The 17458-nt window shown below is 41.2% G+C and carries 17 protein-coding genes; 5 read left to right on the top strand and 12 right to left on the bottom strand.

The window, feature by feature from the left end:
- Positions 1-23: 23 nt before the first annotated feature.
- Positions 24-1463, bottom strand: coding sequence for a sodium/pantothenate symporter (gene panF / locus AC3ISE_RS06640; protein WP_489223556.1), 1440 nt, complete (start codon positions 1461-1463; stop codon positions 24-26).
- Positions 1460-1738, bottom strand: a complete 279-nt coding sequence (locus AC3ISE_RS06635; RefSeq protein ID WP_489223555.1) for a YhdT family protein — start codon at positions 1736-1738, stop codon at positions 1460-1462. Before AC3ISE_RS06635 ends, panF begins: the two co-directional genes overlap by 4 nt.
- Positions 1739-2312: 574 nt before the next feature.
- Between AC3ISE_RS06635 and AC3ISE_RS06630 the strand changes: the two genes are divergently transcribed.
- Positions 2313-3848, top strand: a complete 1536-nt coding sequence (locus tag AC3ISE_RS06630; RefSeq protein WP_489223554.1) for a glycine betaine uptake BCCT transporter — start codon at positions 2313-2315, stop codon at positions 3846-3848.
- A gap of 80 nt (positions 3849-3928) precedes the next feature.
- Here AC3ISE_RS06630 and AC3ISE_RS06625 read toward each other — a convergent pair whose 3' ends face one another.
- The 6 genes from AC3ISE_RS06625 to AC3ISE_RS06600 all read right to left on the bottom strand — a co-directional run bounded on the left by AC3ISE_RS06625 (position 3929) and on the right by AC3ISE_RS06600 (position 9323).
- Positions 3929-6202, bottom strand: coding sequence for a choice-of-anchor I family protein (locus tag AC3ISE_RS06625; RefSeq protein ID WP_489223553.1), 2274 nt, complete (start codon positions 6200-6202; stop codon positions 3929-3931).
- A 214-nt stretch (positions 6203-6416) separates the two neighbouring features.
- Positions 6417-6584 carry a hypothetical protein gene (locus AC3ISE_RS06620; protein ID WP_489223552.1) on the bottom strand — a complete coding sequence of 56 codons (168 nt, stop codon included), beginning with the start codon at positions 6582-6584 and terminating at the stop codon, positions 6417-6419.
- 40 nt (positions 6585-6624) lie between these two features.
- Positions 6625-7020 carry a hypothetical protein gene (locus AC3ISE_RS06615; protein WP_489223551.1) on the bottom strand — a complete coding sequence of 132 codons (396 nt, stop codon included), beginning with the start codon at positions 7018-7020 and terminating at the stop codon, positions 6625-6627.
- 143 nt (positions 7021-7163) lie between these two features.
- Complete coding sequence (locus AC3ISE_RS06610) at positions 7164-7670, bottom strand: RNA polymerase sigma factor (protein WP_489223550.1); 507 nt, start codon at positions 7668-7670, stop codon at positions 7164-7166.
- A 351-nt stretch (positions 7671-8021) separates the two neighbouring features.
- The gene (clpP, locus tag AC3ISE_RS06605) at positions 8022-8603 is read right to left on the bottom strand and encodes an ATP-dependent Clp endopeptidase proteolytic subunit ClpP (protein ID WP_070876848.1); all 582 of its coding nucleotides are present in this window, start codon (positions 8601-8603) and stop codon (positions 8022-8024) included.
- Positions 8604-8633: 30 nt separating this feature from the next.
- On the bottom strand, positions 8634-9323 hold the full coding sequence (locus AC3ISE_RS06600; RefSeq protein ID WP_489223549.1) for a sigma-70 family RNA polymerase sigma factor: 690 nt from the start codon (positions 9321-9323) through the stop codon (positions 8634-8636).
- Between the two features lie 361 nt (positions 9324-9684).
- Between AC3ISE_RS06600 and AC3ISE_RS06595 the strand changes: the two genes are divergently transcribed.
- Positions 9685-10260 (top strand): DUF2179 domain-containing protein, encoded by a 576-nt coding sequence (locus AC3ISE_RS06595; RefSeq protein WP_489224282.1) that lies wholly within the window; start codon positions 9685-9687, stop codon positions 10258-10260.
- A gap of 117 nt (positions 10261-10377) precedes the next feature.
- Here the strand turns inward: AC3ISE_RS06595 and AC3ISE_RS06590 are convergent, their stop codons facing one another.
- Positions 10378-11244, bottom strand: coding sequence for a PPK2 family polyphosphate kinase (locus AC3ISE_RS06590; RefSeq protein ID WP_489223548.1), 867 nt, complete (start codon positions 11242-11244; stop codon positions 10378-10380).
- Positions 11245-11816: 572 nt separating this feature from the next.
- Between AC3ISE_RS06590 and AC3ISE_RS06585 the strand changes: the two genes are divergently transcribed.
- A complete protein-coding gene (locus tag AC3ISE_RS06585) occupies positions 11817-12098 on the top strand; it encodes a hypothetical protein (RefSeq protein WP_489223547.1) in 282 nt (93 codons plus the stop codon).
- Positions 12099-12216: 118 nt separating this feature from the next.
- Here the strand turns inward: AC3ISE_RS06585 and AC3ISE_RS06580 are convergent, their stop codons facing one another.
- A complete protein-coding gene (locus AC3ISE_RS06580; protein ID WP_489223546.1) occupies positions 12217-13089 on the bottom strand; it encodes a LysR family transcriptional regulator in 873 nt (290 codons plus the stop codon).
- Positions 13090-13241: 152 nt separating this feature from the next.
- On the opposite strand from AC3ISE_RS06580, the gene AC3ISE_RS06575 reads away from it, so the two are divergent.
- The gene (locus tag AC3ISE_RS06575; RefSeq protein ID WP_489223545.1) at positions 13242-14360 is read left to right on the top strand and encodes an AbrB family transcriptional regulator; all 1119 of its coding nucleotides are present in this window, start codon (positions 13242-13244) and stop codon (positions 14358-14360) included.
- A gap of 23 nt (positions 14361-14383) precedes the next feature.
- A complete protein-coding gene (gene yyaC / locus AC3ISE_RS06570; RefSeq protein ID WP_489223544.1) occupies positions 14384-14977 on the top strand; it encodes a spore protease YyaC in 594 nt (197 codons plus the stop codon).
- A gap of 15 nt (positions 14978-14992) precedes the next feature.
- Here the strand turns inward: yyaC and AC3ISE_RS06565 are convergent, their stop codons facing one another.
- Complete coding sequence (locus AC3ISE_RS06565) at positions 14993-16303, bottom strand: CitMHS family transporter (protein ID WP_489224281.1); 1311 nt, start codon at positions 16301-16303, stop codon at positions 14993-14995.
- 176 nt (positions 16304-16479) lie between these two features.
- Positions 16480-17343: a LysR family transcriptional regulator gene (locus AC3ISE_RS06560; RefSeq protein WP_489223543.1), complete on the bottom strand. Its 864-nt coding sequence runs from the start codon at positions 17341-17343 to the stop codon at positions 16480-16482.
- Positions 17344-17458: the final 115 nt, after the last annotated feature.

Genomic DNA, 17458 nt, shown 5'->3' with positions numbered 1-17458 from the left:
CCAGGAAAAATGAACCAATTTATTTATTTACCTAACTGAACACTTAGTCGCTGTGTTAGGAGACTTCCTGCAACATAGGCACATAAGGAAATCAGAATCGGAAGCACAACGGTATGCATGCCGAGCGCATTTGGATGCAGCCTGTCAAGCAGAATATAGGAACCCATCCCCAAAATCATGGATGACACGGCACCATATTTATTTCCTTTGCTCCAATACAAACCGAAAACAACCGGCCAAATGAAAACCGATTCGAGTCCTCCGAACGAAAACAAGTTCAGCCAAATCAGCAGTTCAGGCGGGCTTAATGCGAACAGCACCACGGAAATCCCGATTACGCTTGTTACCCAGAAGCTTGTGTTTTTTACCTGTTTTTCCGTAGCTTCAGGTTTAATATAGTTTAAATATATATCCTTTACTATTGCTGAGCTGACCAAAATCAACAGTGAATCAACGGTCGACATGATCGCAGCCATCGGAGCGGCAAGGACAAGTCCTGCAAGCAAAGGCGGCAATACTTTCAGCGTCAGCATCGGCATCACCTGATCTCCCACTTCTACACCCGGCAGAATTGGCCGGGCAAAAACACCAATTAAGTGCATGCCGAGCATAATAAACCCGATGACAGCTGTACCGATAATGATTGCTCTGTGCATCGAACGAGAATCTTTGTAGGACATTGCTCTGACAGTAATTTGAGGCAAGCCGACAACCCCGACTCCAACGAGTATCCAAAAAGAAGAAACATAGAGCGGAGTTAAATCGCGCTCTGCCCCATAAGGAGATACAAGATTCGGATTTTCTGCGACAAGTTCTGCCATAATGTTTGAAATTCCTCCGCCTGCAATAATTGTTGCCACAAGCAGAACCAGCGTTCCAACAAACATAATGACACCTTGAACCGCATCTGTCAGCGCGACCGCCCTGAATCCGCCGATAATGACATACACAAGAACGGATACAGCAAATATGAACAAAGCGGTTGTATACGACAAACCAGTCAGCGATTCTATCAATCTTGCACCGCCAACCCACTGGGCAGCCATCGCCGAGAACAAAAAGACAATAATACTGATGGCTGAAATAATGACGACCGCATGACTTTTATATCGTTCTTTCAAAAAATCAATCAGCGTAATCGCCTTGTACTGCCGCGCCATGATCGCAAACTTTTTCCCAAGCACCATCAGCACAAAGTATCCTGTTGCAAGCTGGGCCATGGATAAGAGCACCCATCCAAGCCCCCGTGTGTAAGCAACACCCGGTCCGCCGATAAAGCTGCTCGCGCTTCCGTATGTCGCGATCATCGTCATTGCAAGCACAAAACCCCCGAGTTGTCTTCCGCCAAGAAAATATTCCTGCAGAAAAGAATCTGAGGATTTCACAAAACGATTGGCCCAAAAACCGACAAAGAAAATGAGAACTAAAAAGAGGAATAACGGAAAAATAACGGCCCAATTCATCCGACATCACCTTCTTCCTTATCCTCAAACGATACTTCCTTGAAAAAGAATTTCACGCAGATGATGACAAGTGCCGTCATCACGACAAACCCAAGTACACAGCTGTAAAAAAACCACTCTGGCAATCCAAGTATGTACCGGTAAGATTCAGGATCACCTGAACCAAGCCCATAAGCAAAGCCAAACCACCAAATAAAATTAAAAAGAACGAGACCAATTCCGATTTTGGCTTCTTTATGAGCAATTTTAAAACGCACATCTTCTTTTTTCTTCATCTCATATCTCCTTTTAGCACAGTTCGCAATTCTAGTTTTTATTATATCTGTCTTTTAGAGAATATTCATTACAGTTTTTCATGTGCATTTTTTCACAAAAACAGGTTTAAACCCCTCCAGAATGGGGAATTGTTCTCAGAGCTTTGCTTCGAAAACACAAAAACCTGCAAAACATCATACCTTTCTACCAATTACAAATTTGTGAAAAGACTCATCAGGAAAAGACATTATCTGCTTAACTAGTGTATACTGTTGAAGTGCCTTTTCAGAAAACCATCAAGATCCCCCGCATCCGAGCAAGATGTCCGCGCGGCAAAACAAACAAATAACCAAACATCCATCCAGATGTAATATGCCTGAATAATTGTTCAGGCAGCTTAGTGTTCATGAGGAAATAATAGCTAAGTGAGAATGATTAGTTAACGTATTTTATTAACGCAATCTTTAAGGGTTAGTTACTATTGCTTCATAAAAAAAGAAAGAAATATATTGGTTGGTTTTGCATGTTTTTGTGTTTTCCAATTGAAGTAAAGCCCTCTGCGAATCTATCAAAGATGGGAGTTTTTATTTTAATATGAAAAATGTTACAGCTGTATTTTACGTATCAGCTGCCATTTTGGCCCTTCTCGTTTTGGTTGGTGTTGTTGCACCATCTTCACTTGAGAGTGTCACAGGCAGTATGCAAGGATTTATCACAGATAAACTGGGATGGTATTATCTGATTGTGGTTACCGCGTTTGTTTTTGTTTGCTTATATTTGCTCGTAAGTCCGATTGGCCGGATTAAACTTGGGAAACCGGAGGATAAGCCTGAGTTTTCACGCCCAACCTGGCTTGCAATGCTCTTTAGTGCGGGAATGGGAATTGGTCTAGTATTCTGGGGAGCGGCTGAACCGATCAGCCATTATGCATTAAGTTCTCCAACTGGTGAAACAGGCACAGATCAGGCAATTCGCAACTCCATGAGATTTACCTTTTTCCATTGGGGTGTCCATGCGTGGGCCATTTATGGAATCGTTGCACTGGTTCTTGCTTACTTTACTTTCCGAAAAGGTGAGCCTGGATTAATCAGCGCAACACTTAAACCAATCATCGGCCGCCATGCAAATGGACCGATTGGAAAAGCGATTGACGTGATTGCAGTTATTGCGACTGTCATCGGTGTAGCGACTACTTTAGGTTTTGGAGCGGTTCAAATCAACGGAGGTTTATCCTTCTTATATGGCATCCCTTCAAACATGGTCGTTCAATTTATCATCGTTGCCGTATTTACCATTCTTTTCATTATTTCTGCACTGAGCGGACTTGGAAAAGGAATTAAAATCTTAAGTAACGCAAACATGATTTTAGCTTTTGCACTCTTTATGTTAATGTTCATTTTCGGACCAACGCTATTTACACTAAACCTGTTCACAGACACACTTGGAACGTACCTCCAAAATATCTTGAACATGAGTTTCCGCATCTCGCCTTTAAATGAAGAAAACCGCAGCTGGATCAACGGCTGGACGATTTTCTACTGGGCATGGTGGATTGCATGGTCTCCTTTTGTCGGTATCTTTATTGCCCGTGTATCTAAAGGAAGAACGATTCGTGAATTTGTCGTATTCGTCTTACTGATCCCATCACTTATCGGATTTATCTGGTTCTCAACTTTTGGCGGATCCGCTATTTTGCTTGAGCATGAGGGGATAGCTAAGATTTCAGCACTCGCAACAGAAGAATCCCTTTTCGGTGTTTTTGAAAATTATCCGATGGGCACAATTCTTTCTATTATTGCGATGCTGCTGGTCGGCACGTTCTTCATCACATCAGCTGACTCAGGTACATTTGTGCTTGGCATGATGACAACAAACGGTTCTCAAAATCCAAGCGGCAGCGTGAAAGTGATCTGGGGAGTATTCTTAGCTGCAATCGCACTCGTCCTCCTTTATTCAGGCGGATTGCAGGCTCTGCAGAACACGATGATTATTGCGGCCCTTCCGTTTTCTATCATCATGGCGCTTATGACCATCAGCTTAATAAAAGCATTAACAAAAGAGGCGAAAGAACTGGGCATGAATCAAGTGCCGGTTAAAAAGCCGAAGAAAAAAGTAGAAACTCCAGCCTGACGGCTTGGAGCTTCTGCTTTTTTTTCTATTATTCTGTTAAACTGCAGTCTAAATGAATGGCAATGTACCTGAGAATTCCTTCAATCCCCGTCCGGACCCGCTTGCACTTCGTTTACGGCAACTGTCCCGCTGACTTCATTTCCCACTAAAACTAGCGGACGGCCTGTCGGACTCTTTTCAGCAGGCACAAATTCAAGTCCTTCTGGGGAAACGTCACCTGCGATTTCACTTGAAAAGTCTCTAGTATTAATATAGCCTGCAAATTGAGCTTTTTCAGGGTTCGAAATATTATACGCCATAACTCCGCCAATTCGCTCAAGACCTGTGAACGCAAACACCTCTTGACCGATCATGCCTATTTTTATATCCTCTGGCTCAGGTCCTTTTTTTGCACTGCGCTTCTCAAAGGCGTTATCGTCATTTGACCAGTTGAAAAATTCAGGATAGCGCTCTGCTGTTATTTTTTCAAAGTCGCTTCCGCTGTCATAAACCAGTTCCATCGTGTCAGCTTTCCAAATGGAGAACGATCTTCCGCCTAGCGTATAAACAGCGTCGTCGCCTCTGTCAGTCAGCACTTCGAGTTTATCGTAATCTCCGGAGTTCTTCATTTTTTCAAAAGCCGCTTTTGCTTCTTTAGGTGACATTCCTTTAAAAAGATTGGATTTCAGCTTGATGCTGTCCTTTATATCTGAAAAGTCCGTGACGTTTTCAAACTCTTCCCACTCTGTGGCATCGCCTTCATTTGCCGTAACAAGATAGCTGACTCCTTTGATGTCCACATGGGCAATGGAATCTGGCATATATGCACCTAAAATCGGAAGACGCTCCATTTCAATTTTGTTATTTCGTGCAGCATCCAGCTCATTTCCAGGCAATGAATGATCCTTGTAACCGAGAGATTTGACTGATTTCACTTTGCCTGAGGCCACGTCGATGGCCGCAATAGCATTGTTTTCTTGAAGAGATACATACGCTTTGCTTCCGTCTTTAGACAAAGCAAGATATTCCGGCTCCAAGTCATGTACGGCATCTGCTTTATTGCCGTTATTCCGGATGTGAACATGACGATCAATCACTTTTGCATCATTAAATCTTGTCTTCTTCACTTCACCCGTTTCATAATTCACAATGGTTACTGATCCTTCAGGATCAACTCCATTTTCAAGTCCTGCTCTAGGTTCACCTTCATCAGCTGTCAGAATGAAGCGGCCATCTTCAGACATTTTCACCATATCCGGCTGGATACCGGCATCAAACGTCTTTAATACATTCCCATCATAATCCATTACAACGATTTTGCCTGCTTTCGTATAGTCTGCCTCCTGAACCGCCGCAGCGATCACTTTCTGTTTCGGATTGATATCAATGCTCGTTACATCACCGTAATTGAACGTATCCGAGTTCACGGCTTCTGCAACGTTAAGTGACTTTTCTTTTTTCAGCTCCTGGCCGTCTTTAGAAGTTAAATCTTTTAAACTGACAATATCAATGGTTTGGCTTTTTCCATTAATCACGTAAAACTTCTTATTATCAGGATTGTATTTCACAATCTCTGCCACTCCGCCATCTTTGTCCGTTACACCTGTACTGAAACCTGCCACCTTTTTCAGCTGAAGAGTATCAGGCATCTGTTCGTTCTTCACTATATCTCCAAGACTGCTCACAATCAGGCGCGGCTTTTTCTTTTCATCAAAAGCAACAATCCCATAAGCCGTAATGGAATCCCCTGTTTCGTAATCCTGCAATGTGCCAGCTGAAGGATCTGCGTAGGCAGTCAATGCACCGTCAATTGTGAGTGTATCGGCGGTTTTAGCTGTAATTTCACCTTTTACTTTCACTAAAAATCCTTCTTTAGAGGCCGCATCCTCAGCAGAAACCCTTGCCTCATCAACATCTGCTTCTTTTTCATCTAATAGGACAGTTTCCTGTGTCAATATTGAACGACTGCCTTTTTGATCTTGAACCATCCCGCTTATACGGACACGCTGGCCTTTCTTTGCATCAAGTCCGACAGCTGCTATTCCTCCAGTTTCATCTTGTATATATGTTACAGGCATGGCATCAGCATGAACCTTTACATTTGCTGCCGACACCGTACCTTCCACTGCAATCATTTGACCTTTAAGGCCTTTTTCTGATTTTATATCGGAAATTTTCATCGTTTTATTGAGAGATACATCACCTTCTTTTTCCCCTGACACCATTTGGGAAGAAGCATTTCCTTCTCCGCTGAAAACTCTCTCAGATGTCGTTTCAGCTTTTGCAAAATAAGAACTTGCCGGAAAACTCGAAGCCAGTAAAACACCTGCTAAAGATAATGTGCCGAATTTACGAAACAAATCTGTGTTTTTCATGAATTCTCCTCCTGAACTTGGTTTTCTATAAATAAAGGGTAACGTGAAAACCATGCCTGAGGCTATCAGATTTATGTAAATTTTTGTTTGGTTTTTGTAAAGAAAGGATATTTTATACTCTTACGATTCTGCTGATAGGCTTCAAATAGCCTATATATTAGAATAACAGAGCAAAAAAAGGAAACTCCCTTCTTTCCCGGAGTTCCCTTGGATATCAATTTGTGCCTGTTCCATTCGTATTTATGCTGTTTTGATTACTAACTTCATGTAATTTCTCTTCTTGCAGACTTCCATCCGGCGGTGACATCCCGGATTTCTTTTCAAAATAGACAGCCAGAGCACAAATGATAACTACTGGTATCAAAAAATAGAGCCAAATCATATAAACACTCCCTTACCTGAATGATTAGAAGGAAAAAGAGTTAATTAATCACTTTTTGTATCAAATTAACCCCATCTTCGCGAACATAGTTTATCGTATACTCTTCCCCTTGATTAAATTGATCACAGTACGTTTCGGCTTTAGCTTTATCGCCAGTTTCATAGCGGAAATCCATTTCCAGGTAGTCGTCTTTCAGGACGCAATGATAACCGCCATAAATTTCAGAAACGGCTTTATTGTCTACATTTATTGTTCTTTCACCATCTGAGGCAGGAATAAGTTTATTAATGGATAGTCCCACAATGACTAAAATAAGAGCGATAATCAGGACAATGATTGTTTTCTTTTTTTCATATCCTGTGAAAAGCATAAAGATCCCAAGTCCGATGAAACCGAGTGTTACTGCATAAAGGACTAATGTGAAAATATAAATCATATATGTTTCCTCCTCTCCTATACCTGATAATACGGAACACACGAGTTAAAGTTTCACTTTTCTGATAATTATTCCCATTGTATGTTCCTTAAATAGGACTAGACCTTAAAAAGAGGATGAACTCCTGTGAGCTTCATCCTCTTTCAAAGCGCGGCTTTCAATTCCTTTCGCGCTCTATGTATTTTTGTTTTAACAGTTGAAAGGTTCAAGGAAAGATACTCTGCAATCTCCTGATCTTTCATTTCCAAAAACAGTTTCAGCATCATGATTTCCCTGTAATCCGATTTCAGCCCTGAAACAAGAAGCTTCGTCTTTTCTTTTAAAAGTGAATAGTCAATCGTATCCTCTATCTGTTCCCTGCCGTCCGCTACCTGCTGCTCTTCTATGGAAATCTCATTTCTCTTCTTTCTTAAAAACAAATCAATCGCCGTTCTCCTGGCAATAGACGAAAGCCAATTTTTCAATTTCTCTTTTTCAAAAATCGTGTCCATCTTCAAAAATGCCTTAAGAAAGGTTTCCTGGGCAATATCCTCAGCCAAATGGGGATCCTTTGTCATCCTCAGGGCAATCCGGTAAATCACCGTATAATAAGTTTGATAAATATCGTTAAAAGAAGTCTGATCGCATGCTGCAGCTGCTGTAGGGGGCATGTCTGACTCACCCGTCTTTCTATAATTCTAGTTAAATTAACATTTTATATAAAAACTGCATTCAGGTTAAATTCACTCTTATATCTTTTCTCCTCAAATTATATGCCAGCTTATCCCATTATGAAAGGAAACTTTTTCTTAAGATTTTTTAAAGAAATTTAAGAAATGACGATGGAGATATAAAGACATAAAAAAAGGACCTTTTGCGGCCCATTTTAACTTCTATTCTATCTGCTCTTCCTGGGTTTCAATCAGATTTCCCCAATCTTTATTTTACAAATATTCCTTCTGCTTATTTGTTAATTTTACGTAAAAACACACATCCGCTTTACAGCAGGTGTGTGTCCCCTATCATCTCGAAACAATAATCTCATCAATAATCCCATATTCCTTCGCTTCAGCTGCACTCATGTAGTAATCGCGGTCGGAATCTCTGGCTACTTTTTCAATGGATTGGCCTGTGCGCTCAGCGATGATTTCGTTGATGTGCTCACGAAGCTTCAGGATGCGGCGGGCGGAGATTTCGATTTCTGTTGCCTGGCCCCGTGCTCCTCCCAGCGGCTGATGGATCATGATTTCGCTGTTCGGGAGTGCAAACCGCTTTCCTTTTGTTCCGGCTAAAAGGAGCATTGCTCCGAATGAAGCAGCCATTCCGGTGCAGATGGTTCTGACATCGGGCTTGATATATTGCATCGTATCAAAAATCGCGAACCCCGCTGTTATGGATCCTCCGGGGCTGTTTATATAAATGGAAATGTCCTTTTCGTTATCTTCTGCCGCTAAAAATAGGAGCTGCGCGACAACGACGTTCGCGACATGATCATTAATTTCATCCCCGATCATAATGATCCTGTCCTTCAATAGGCGGGAATAAATATCATAGGAACGCTCTCCGCGCCCAGACTGTTCAATAACATAAGGTATCGTACTCAATGGAGTTCCTCCTCGTTTCGATTTTGCAGGCTATGCAGCCATGCACAGAGAGGCCGAAGAAGAGAAGCTCGGTAAAGGCCGCACATTTGTAAGGATGAGTGCCGGACTTTCAGTACCTTCAAATGTAAGAATGTCAGGCAATGCCTGAAGCAAAGGAGAGGGATCCTGAAATTGCAGTGACGTATACATCAAGTCAGACAGCAGTTCGCGTTCTTCCTCATCCCAGAAGGAATCAGCTTCTTTCTTATCCTTTGCCAATCGTTTCTTTGCCCGAAACAACGCGGATTTTATTGCCGTTTCGGAAGTCTCAAGCATTTCAGCAAGCTCCCTCGTCTGATATTGAAATCCTTCCTTCAGCAGAAAAAGTACGGCTTGCTTTGGTGTGCACTTCTCCATTAAATGATCAATCAGTTCAGCCAGCTCATTCATTCGGGTTGCATGATCTCCTGTACTCATTTCAGGGAGTTCTCCAAGAGATTCTTTTCTCCTTTTCCGAACCACATCAACCCACTGATGATACGCCATCTTATTCAATAGTGCTGGACTGATTTTTCCTTGCTCATATTTAAGAAACGCTTTTACCATCACATCCTGGGCTACGTCTTCCCCGTCATGTTTGTTCTGGGTCAGAAACTGGCAATATTGCTGTAATTTCGGATAATACTCAAGTGATGCTGGCCATTCCTGCTTTTCTAAGTCTGACAGCCTGTTACCGTGCATGATCTCACTCCTTTTAAACCTCTCTGCTTTTTAAACGAATGTAGGGGGATGAAAAGATACGGGGTCAGTTATTTATTTTTATTTTATACAAAGTAAAATGGTTTTGACCATTAGGTTGAAAAAAGCCTGCTCTCATTTAAAGACTCCAACTTCTGTTACATTCTTTTCAGCATGTCGCGATTCAATTCCCCCACCGAACACCCCTCGATGAAAGCGTTATTAATATATGATAAGGATAACGCCTGCGGGAAATCCATTCAACAGATTTCCTGGTAATTTTATGAATGATTAAGAATAACTGAAAATCCATACGAAATATGTTAAGCTTTCCGTATGTCATGAAGAAGGAGTTTTTTACATGTTGCTTCAAGCGTTGTTGATCTTTTTATTGCAGCTGGTTTTTGTTCCGGTCCTCACAATGAGAACCATCCTTCTTGTAAAAAATCAAACAAAATCAGCAGCTGGTGTCGGGTTATTGGAAGCGATTATCTACATCATCAGCTTAGGAATTGTTTTTCAGGATCTATCAAACTTTTATAACATTATCGCTTATGTCGTCGGATTCAGTGTGGGCTTGCTGCTCGGAGGTTTATTGGAGAAGAAGCTGGCCATTGGCTATATAACGTATCAGGTAAATGTTCCGGAGAGAAATACGGAGCTTGTCAATGATTTAAGAAATGCAGGTTTCGGGGTAACTTCATTTGAAGGACAGGGCATCAATTCCATCCGCTTCCGCTTGGATATCGTCTCTAAACGGTCACGCGAAGAGGAATTGCTTGAAATTATTCAGGAAAGAGAACCAACTGCTTTCATGATGTCCTATGAAATCCGCTCGTTTAAAGGCGGCTATTTAACAAAGTCGATGAAGAAAAGACAAAGTATGTTTATGAAGAAAAAAATGAAAGGACCTGCAGAATCCTATTCTGAAAAAGGCTGATGTGAATTCATAACGGGTTCCGTATTGAAAAAACAGCAAATTGCAGCAGAAAACGGGTACTAAATTGCAAAGCAATTAGTACCCGTTTTTTTGAACACAAAAATTTCGCTCACTATATTAGTCATCCTCATTTTCCAGCAGCTCGATATATTCATCGAGCTTCTCCCGGTTTTCTTGTGAAATTTCCGGAAATTGCGGATCTATTTTTTCAAGACATTCAATCATGACTTTCGTGATGATGTAGCGCGAATACCATTCATCGTCTGCCGGAAGAATGTACCATGGGGCGTAATCCGTTGACGTATTGCTTAACATATCTTCAAAGATTTCCTGGTAGCTGTCCCAATGCTGCCGTTCTTCTACATCGCTGAATGAAAACTCCCAGTTCTTTTTCGGATTTTTCATTCGTTCCAGCAGTCTATGTTTCTGTTCTTCTTTCGACATATGAAAGAAAAATTTAATCACTTCAAAGCCATTTTCCACCATATAGCGTTCGAAATCATTTATTTGACGAAAGCGCACTGACCAGATTTCTTCCTTTTCCTTATCGTCAGGTATTGTTTCATCATCCAGCAAATCATGGACTCTTGGTGCAATCACTTCTTCATAATGGGACCGATTCAGGATGCCGATCTGTCCTCTCGCCGGAAGTCCTTCGCGAATCCTCCAAAGATAGTCATGGCTAAGCTCTGTGTCAGACGGCTTCTGAAAAGAAGTCGTTTTTAAACCTTGTGCAGTTAAATTCGAAAAGATATAGCTGATAGCCTCATCTTTACCCGCGGCATCCATTGCCTGTAAAACAACTACTATGCCTTTTTTCTCTTCTGCATGAAGGCGCCAGTGCAATTCTTTCAGTTTGTCAACGCTTTCCGGAATATGCTGATTAAGCAGTTCCTTTTCCGTAAAGCCATGGTCTTCTGTTGTTTCGTAATTCTTTAGTTTAACTTTTTTATTTCCCTCAACCATATATTTGCGTATGTTCATTTGTTCCTCCTATGTCTTCCTTGAAAAACGGAAACCTATCCATTTTGGAATGAGCGATATAGAAATTTTTTCTAATGTCTCCTTCATTATTACCCTCGATTTTCAATACACAAACGAGCTATGGTTCAATTCACACAGATGTTGATATTGCCAACCACAGCTTCGCTTAAATCATCAATAATCAAGGCTCTTATCTTAAATATAGTTGCTATTAGACTAAATGTTAAAACCTAAAGTGGATTGCAGCGGAAGGAACTTGACTCCTGCGGGAAATAGAGCAAAATGGGAGACCCCACAGGCAACGCCTAGGAGGCTCCCATGCTCCCCGCGGAAAGCAAGTTCCTCTCGCTGCAAGGAACGGGCAACATTTATAATGAAAAACAATAATCTATGCGAAAACAGCCATAATCAAAGAGAAACGAACTTTTTTCATTCCAAAGGAAATTAATCCATTCTTCATTATTTTCTCCCTTTTGACCTGTTTATTCTAACGCCGCCTGTTGCATATTTGAAACTTTTAAAAATCTTAGCCGTAAAAATAACATATAAAAAATAATTGTAGGAGGAGTCTAATGGACATCCAAACACAAACTTCTCAAAATGTGAAGGTTGTAACAAAAAAGAAAATTACGGTTTCTATGTTTTTGGTTATATATGGAGTTTTTTCTGCCATATCATTAGTATTAACAATCTTTACTGTCCCAATTTCTATAGACGAAAATCTGAAATTTATTTACGATGAAAAGTTAATGTTAAAACCAAATGAGATAAAGGAATATTTACTATTTATATTTGGTTCCGCATTCGTTTACTTTTTCATTCTTTATCTACGGCGTAAAGATCTTCATAGATAATCTTGTTTTTTTATTAAACTCTAGCAAAAAAATAACCAGCCTATCAAAGGTCTGGTTATTTTTCAATTTGTTCATTTTTATAGAAAAGCGAATGTAAAATAGGTAGCCTTTTTCTCCTCTAAATCCCATTCTCCAAATCCAGTTCCTCGATAAAATCAACGAATGCCTTCACAATATTCAGCTGCAGGGATTCCTCGTGGAAAAACATCCACGTTTTACGCATAATTGGCTTTCCTTCAGAGGTTTTAATAACAATTTTGTGAAGGTCATCGACATCACTTAAAATCATACTTGGCAAAATAGCATAGCCCAATCCATTTACAACCATTTTTTTGCACGTATCGGCTTTATCCACTTCTATGCTTATCAATGGGGGCTGCGTGAAATGTTCAGACCACCAATGATCTACGGCTGTTTTCAGCAGAGGATCTGTGTGGTAATCAATTCTCGGCAAGTCGGGGAGTTTTGAGATATCGATTTCACTTTTTGAAGCAATGCACAAGGTTTCTTCAAACAGCGGACGCTTTTGCCCTTTCCAGCTGTAATCTCCCCTGACAAACCCGATGTGAACATCCCCGCTGTAAATTAAATGGGCAATCTCGCTGCTGAATGCGGTCGTTACCTTGAATTCAACATTCGGGTACTGCTCTTTAAATAATTTTAAGAGATTGGGAAGTTTATAATCTGTGAAAAAATTAGACACGCCAAGCCTTAATGTTCCAACCGCGTTATCCTCCATATTGAGGACATTTTCTTTTATTTTCTGAATGGCAGACAGCATATCATGGGCGCATTTCGCCAAATATTCGCCTTGTGGTGTAAATTGAACGCCGCGTCTTCCTCTGTGAACGATGGTCACACCGAATTCCTTTTCCAGCTGCTGCAGGCGATTCGTTAATGCAGGCTGCGAAATATATAAATGCTGGGCGGCTTTTGTAATGTTTTTTTCACGGTAAAGCGTCTGCAAAACCAGCCAATCCCGTTCATCCATCCTCTTTCCCCCCTCTGTCAGACATCAATAATATTTATGGATAAGGATAAAAAATCAATATTTTATTTATATCTGAAAGTATACTATATTTGGGTTAATAAGTTGGTGATTCGTCCATTCACTGCTTTAAATCATAGGAAGAAGGAGCTTGTATGAAAGAAAACAGCGAATTTCTCCAATTTGTTTTCTTTATGGCAGTATGCGGGGCTTGCGGATTTCTCTTTTCCCTCACAGGTGTTCCGGTCGGATGGATGATTGGAACGCTGCTCTCGGCAGCTTTTCTTTCAATCACGAGTCCGAAATGGATGAAGATGCAAAGGACAGGTGTTCCAAATCATTGGTTATTAATTGGTCAGGGGATCTTGGGGATTGAAATGGGCATGAAGTTAAATGATTCTGTTTTTATTATTTTCAAAGAGAATTGGCTGATTGTCACGATGATGCTGTTTCTTTCTATTTTATTTGCTTTACTGTCCGGCCTGATTTTATGGAAATACAGCAGACTTGATATGCTGACCAGTTTTTTTGCCTCAGCACCCGGCGGCCTGTCAGCCATGCCGAGTATGGCAGAAGAAGCAGGCGCCAATACAGGAATGGTAAGCATCATTCAGACGATGCGGATATTCATTGTTGTTCTCTCCATTCCGCTTCTTCTCTTTATATGGATTGGAAGTCCTGTCCAGGACACGGTTTCTCCTGCAATTTATTCTTTTAATTTCGAAGATTTGGCAGGGACTGCGGTCTTCGTGCTGGCCGCATGGCTTGGCTCTTACACATTTAAATTATTAAAATTTCCTGCTCCATGGCTGATCGGTGCAATGATCAGTGTAGGTATAGTCAAGTCTTTCAGTTCCATAGCCGGTTATGATCTCACAGCTTGGTGGCCTCATGAGTTTATCATCCTTTCACAACTATTTATCGGAGCAAGCATTGGCTCCCGTTTTCACAAAAGGATGTTCATCGGGTTAAAAGAAACGCTGTTCATCTCTTTTTTAAGCACAACAGGTCTTGTACTATCTATGTTTCTATGTGCTTATCTTGTATCTGCTGCAACAGATCTGCCATTCATCACCTCTGTGCTCGCATTTGCCCCGGGCGGCATTGCAGAATTGACAACTGCTGCCATCGTGTTTCATGCCGACTCCGCATTTGTCGCAGCGGTTCAGGTGCTCCGGATCGTCGCAGTCTGTATGATTCTTCCTCCTTTCTTTAAATTCTTGCATGTCTTAGAATGTAAGAAGAAGAAACAATCGCAGGCTTCTGCCTCATAACAGAGCCTATTGGGGGGACAACAGTGAATCTTTTTTCTAATGAAAAGCCAGAGGAACCTGCTTATCGAGTGAAATCCAAAAGTAAAACAGAAGAAAAGGAAATGGAAGCTGCAGCCCGGAAATTACGGGAAATTTTCCAGCAAGCTGCACAGGAGAATCAGGAGATTGTTTTCCTATGCATTGGTTCAGACCGGTATGTCGGTGATTCATTAGGACCTTTAGCCGGAACAATGCTCTCGGAAAAAGAAATCCCCTTCCGCATTTACGGAACGCTGGAAGAACCGGTTCATGCCTTTAATCTAAAAGGAATCCTTAAAGAGATTCAAAAACCATTTAAGAAACCTCTCATTATCAGCATGGATGCTTGCCTTGGAACTCAAGATCAAGTCGGTTCTGTCTTTTTTAATAAGGGTCCTCTTGCACCCGGAAAAGCGCTGGAAAAGATGCTGCCGGAAGTTGGTGACTACCATTTCAAAGCGATCGTGAATTATATCGATCCGCTGCCCGCTTCACAATTTTTAAATGATACCCGCCTGTTTACGGTCATGAACCTGGCGAAGATTATTGTCAGCATCATTTCAATCGCCGCGCAAAAAGAAACGGAGCCCCGCATCTAGCAGGCTCCGCTCTTTTTAAGTAATAGCACCAGTTATAAAGGCTGCAATTATTATCACAATGGAGCATAGAAGAGTCCACTTAAAGGCGTAGCGCTGAAATTCGCCAAGATCCGTTTTGACCATCCCAACAAGTAAGAGCGTGGAAGCAACGAGCGGACTCAGAAAATGAACAGGCTGGCCTAAAACAGAAGCTCTCGCAATCTCCAGGGGACTTACTCCATATGCAGCTCCTGCCTCAGCAAGTATCGGCAATACGCCAAAGTAATACGCATCATTGGAAAGCACGAATGTAAACGGCATACTTGTCAGCGCCACAACCAGCGGAAAAAAAGAACCTACAGATTCAGGAATAATAGCGACCAGGGAATTTGAGATCGCATCCACCATTTTTGTTCCGGAAAAAATGCCTGAAAAGATACCTGCGGCAAATACTAAGATAACAACGGTTAAAGCATTTCCCGCATGAGAAAGAATCCGCTCTTTCTGCTGCTCTAAATTCGGGTAGTTGATCATTGCGGCAACCACAGCTCCAATTAAAAACAGAACGGGAACCGGCAGAATGCCCATGACCAGGATCACCATAACTGTAAGGGTTAAAATGAAGTTGACCCATCTTAATTTTGGGCGTTTTATATCTTCCTGAAGCGTGTATGCGGCTGCCGCTTCACTCAGCGCCAATGATTCCTTTGAAACTTCTTCCATTTCAATAATCCCTATTCGTGCCCGCTCCTTTTTTCCAAGAACAAAAGCGATAAAAAGAATACATCCCATTCCTGCAAGCATTGTCGGAAGCATAGGGAGAAAGAATTCATTTGCATCAAGGCCTAATGAGGCAACCGCTCTTGTAGCAGGTCCTCCCCAAGGTGTCATGCCGCTCATAATACTGACAGACAGCATCGAAATCGTAGCGAGAATCAGCGTATTCATGCCAATGCGCAGGTAAAGCGCAAGCATGGCAGAAATGGTAATCATATGTGTCGTAGTTCCGTCTCCATCAAGCGCAACGATCATGGCGATAACAGCTGTTCCTATCGCTATTTTCACCGGATCGCCTTTCACCAATTTCATCATTTTATGAATAAGGGGATCAAATAATCCCGCATCTATTAAAATACCGAAAAACAAAATCGCAAACAGGAGTAAAGCTGCTGAAGGGGCTACTGTCTTCAAGCCTTCCATCATCATCTCCCCAAGCTCTAACCCGAATCCCCCAATCAGCGCAAAAACAATCGGTACAATAACCAGAGCTGTAACAGGAGATAACCGCTTCGCCATAATCAAATAGGTAAAGACCGCCACCATCGAAATTCCTAAAAAAGTAAGTATCTTCATCCCCTCCTCGTTTTAAGTAACCGCTTACAAGTAATTCTAATTATCATTCGCAATATTGCATATTTTAAGATTATTAGAAACTAGGAAATAAGTAAAATATATATTTTTTTAGGTTTTCTTTAAAAAAATCTTATAACCAGTCATTAGAACGGGTAAATTTCCCCGTTCCCTTAAATATCAGGATGATGATTTAAAAAGTCAATAAAATGCTTAACAGTAGACAATTGCAGAGAATCCTGATTGTACATAAGCCACGTATTTCTCAAAACAGGCTCCCCATTTTTATAAGACAGGCCATACGTATATAGATTATCAGATGGCTGGAGGCAAATTTCAGGCAAAATCGCAATTCCTAAATCATTTTTCACCATCTCCTTGCACGTTTCCTGCCTGTCTGTTTGCATTGTTACAAATGGTGGCTCTGAAAAACGGTCATTCCACCACCCGTTTATCAAATTTTTCAAGGAACTATCTGTCTTATATTGAATAAACGGCAGCTGAGGAAGCCGGTCCATATTGATTTCATTTTTTGAAATCAGACACAGCCTTTCTTTATGGAGAAGTGTTTTCGTTCCATACCAGTCATAATTTCCGCGCAAAATGCCAAGCTGCACGCTTGAAGAATCCAGCAGGCTCATAATCTCAGTACTCCAGCCGGTGTTCACGCTGAATTGCACATTAGGATGCTCGGTTGAAAACCCTTTTAATAGTTTAGGAAGTTTATATTGTGCAAAGTTGCTCGATACTCCAAGTCGTAAAGTTCCCCTTACTTCTTTTTGCATGTTCAACATGTAGTCTTTTGTTTTCTGCAGATTTTGGATCATTTCTTCTGCATAAGCAGCTAAATGCAGCCCCTCGGAGGTAAACTCTATGCCCCCTTTTATTTTAAAAAACAAACGGGTTCCGAACTCTTCTTCCAAATTTTTCAGCCTATAAGTCAGTGCAGGCTGTGATATATACAGACGTTCAGAGGCCCGACTGATGTTTTTTTCCTCACTTAAAATCCTCAAAGCGATCCAGTCTTTTTCATCCATCCCTTTCAGCTCCAATCTTTGATTATAATTTTTTTCATGTATTTCAATAAGAATTTATCTATTTTACTTATGATTCTCTCTATCATACTATATTTTTAAAAGCACCGGTACTTTT

The sequence above is a fragment of the Metabacillus sp. KH_069 genome, from assembly GCF_057838075.1.
Note: the sequence above shows the minus strand (reverse complement) of the source record. Positions and strands in the feature narration are given on the sequence as shown.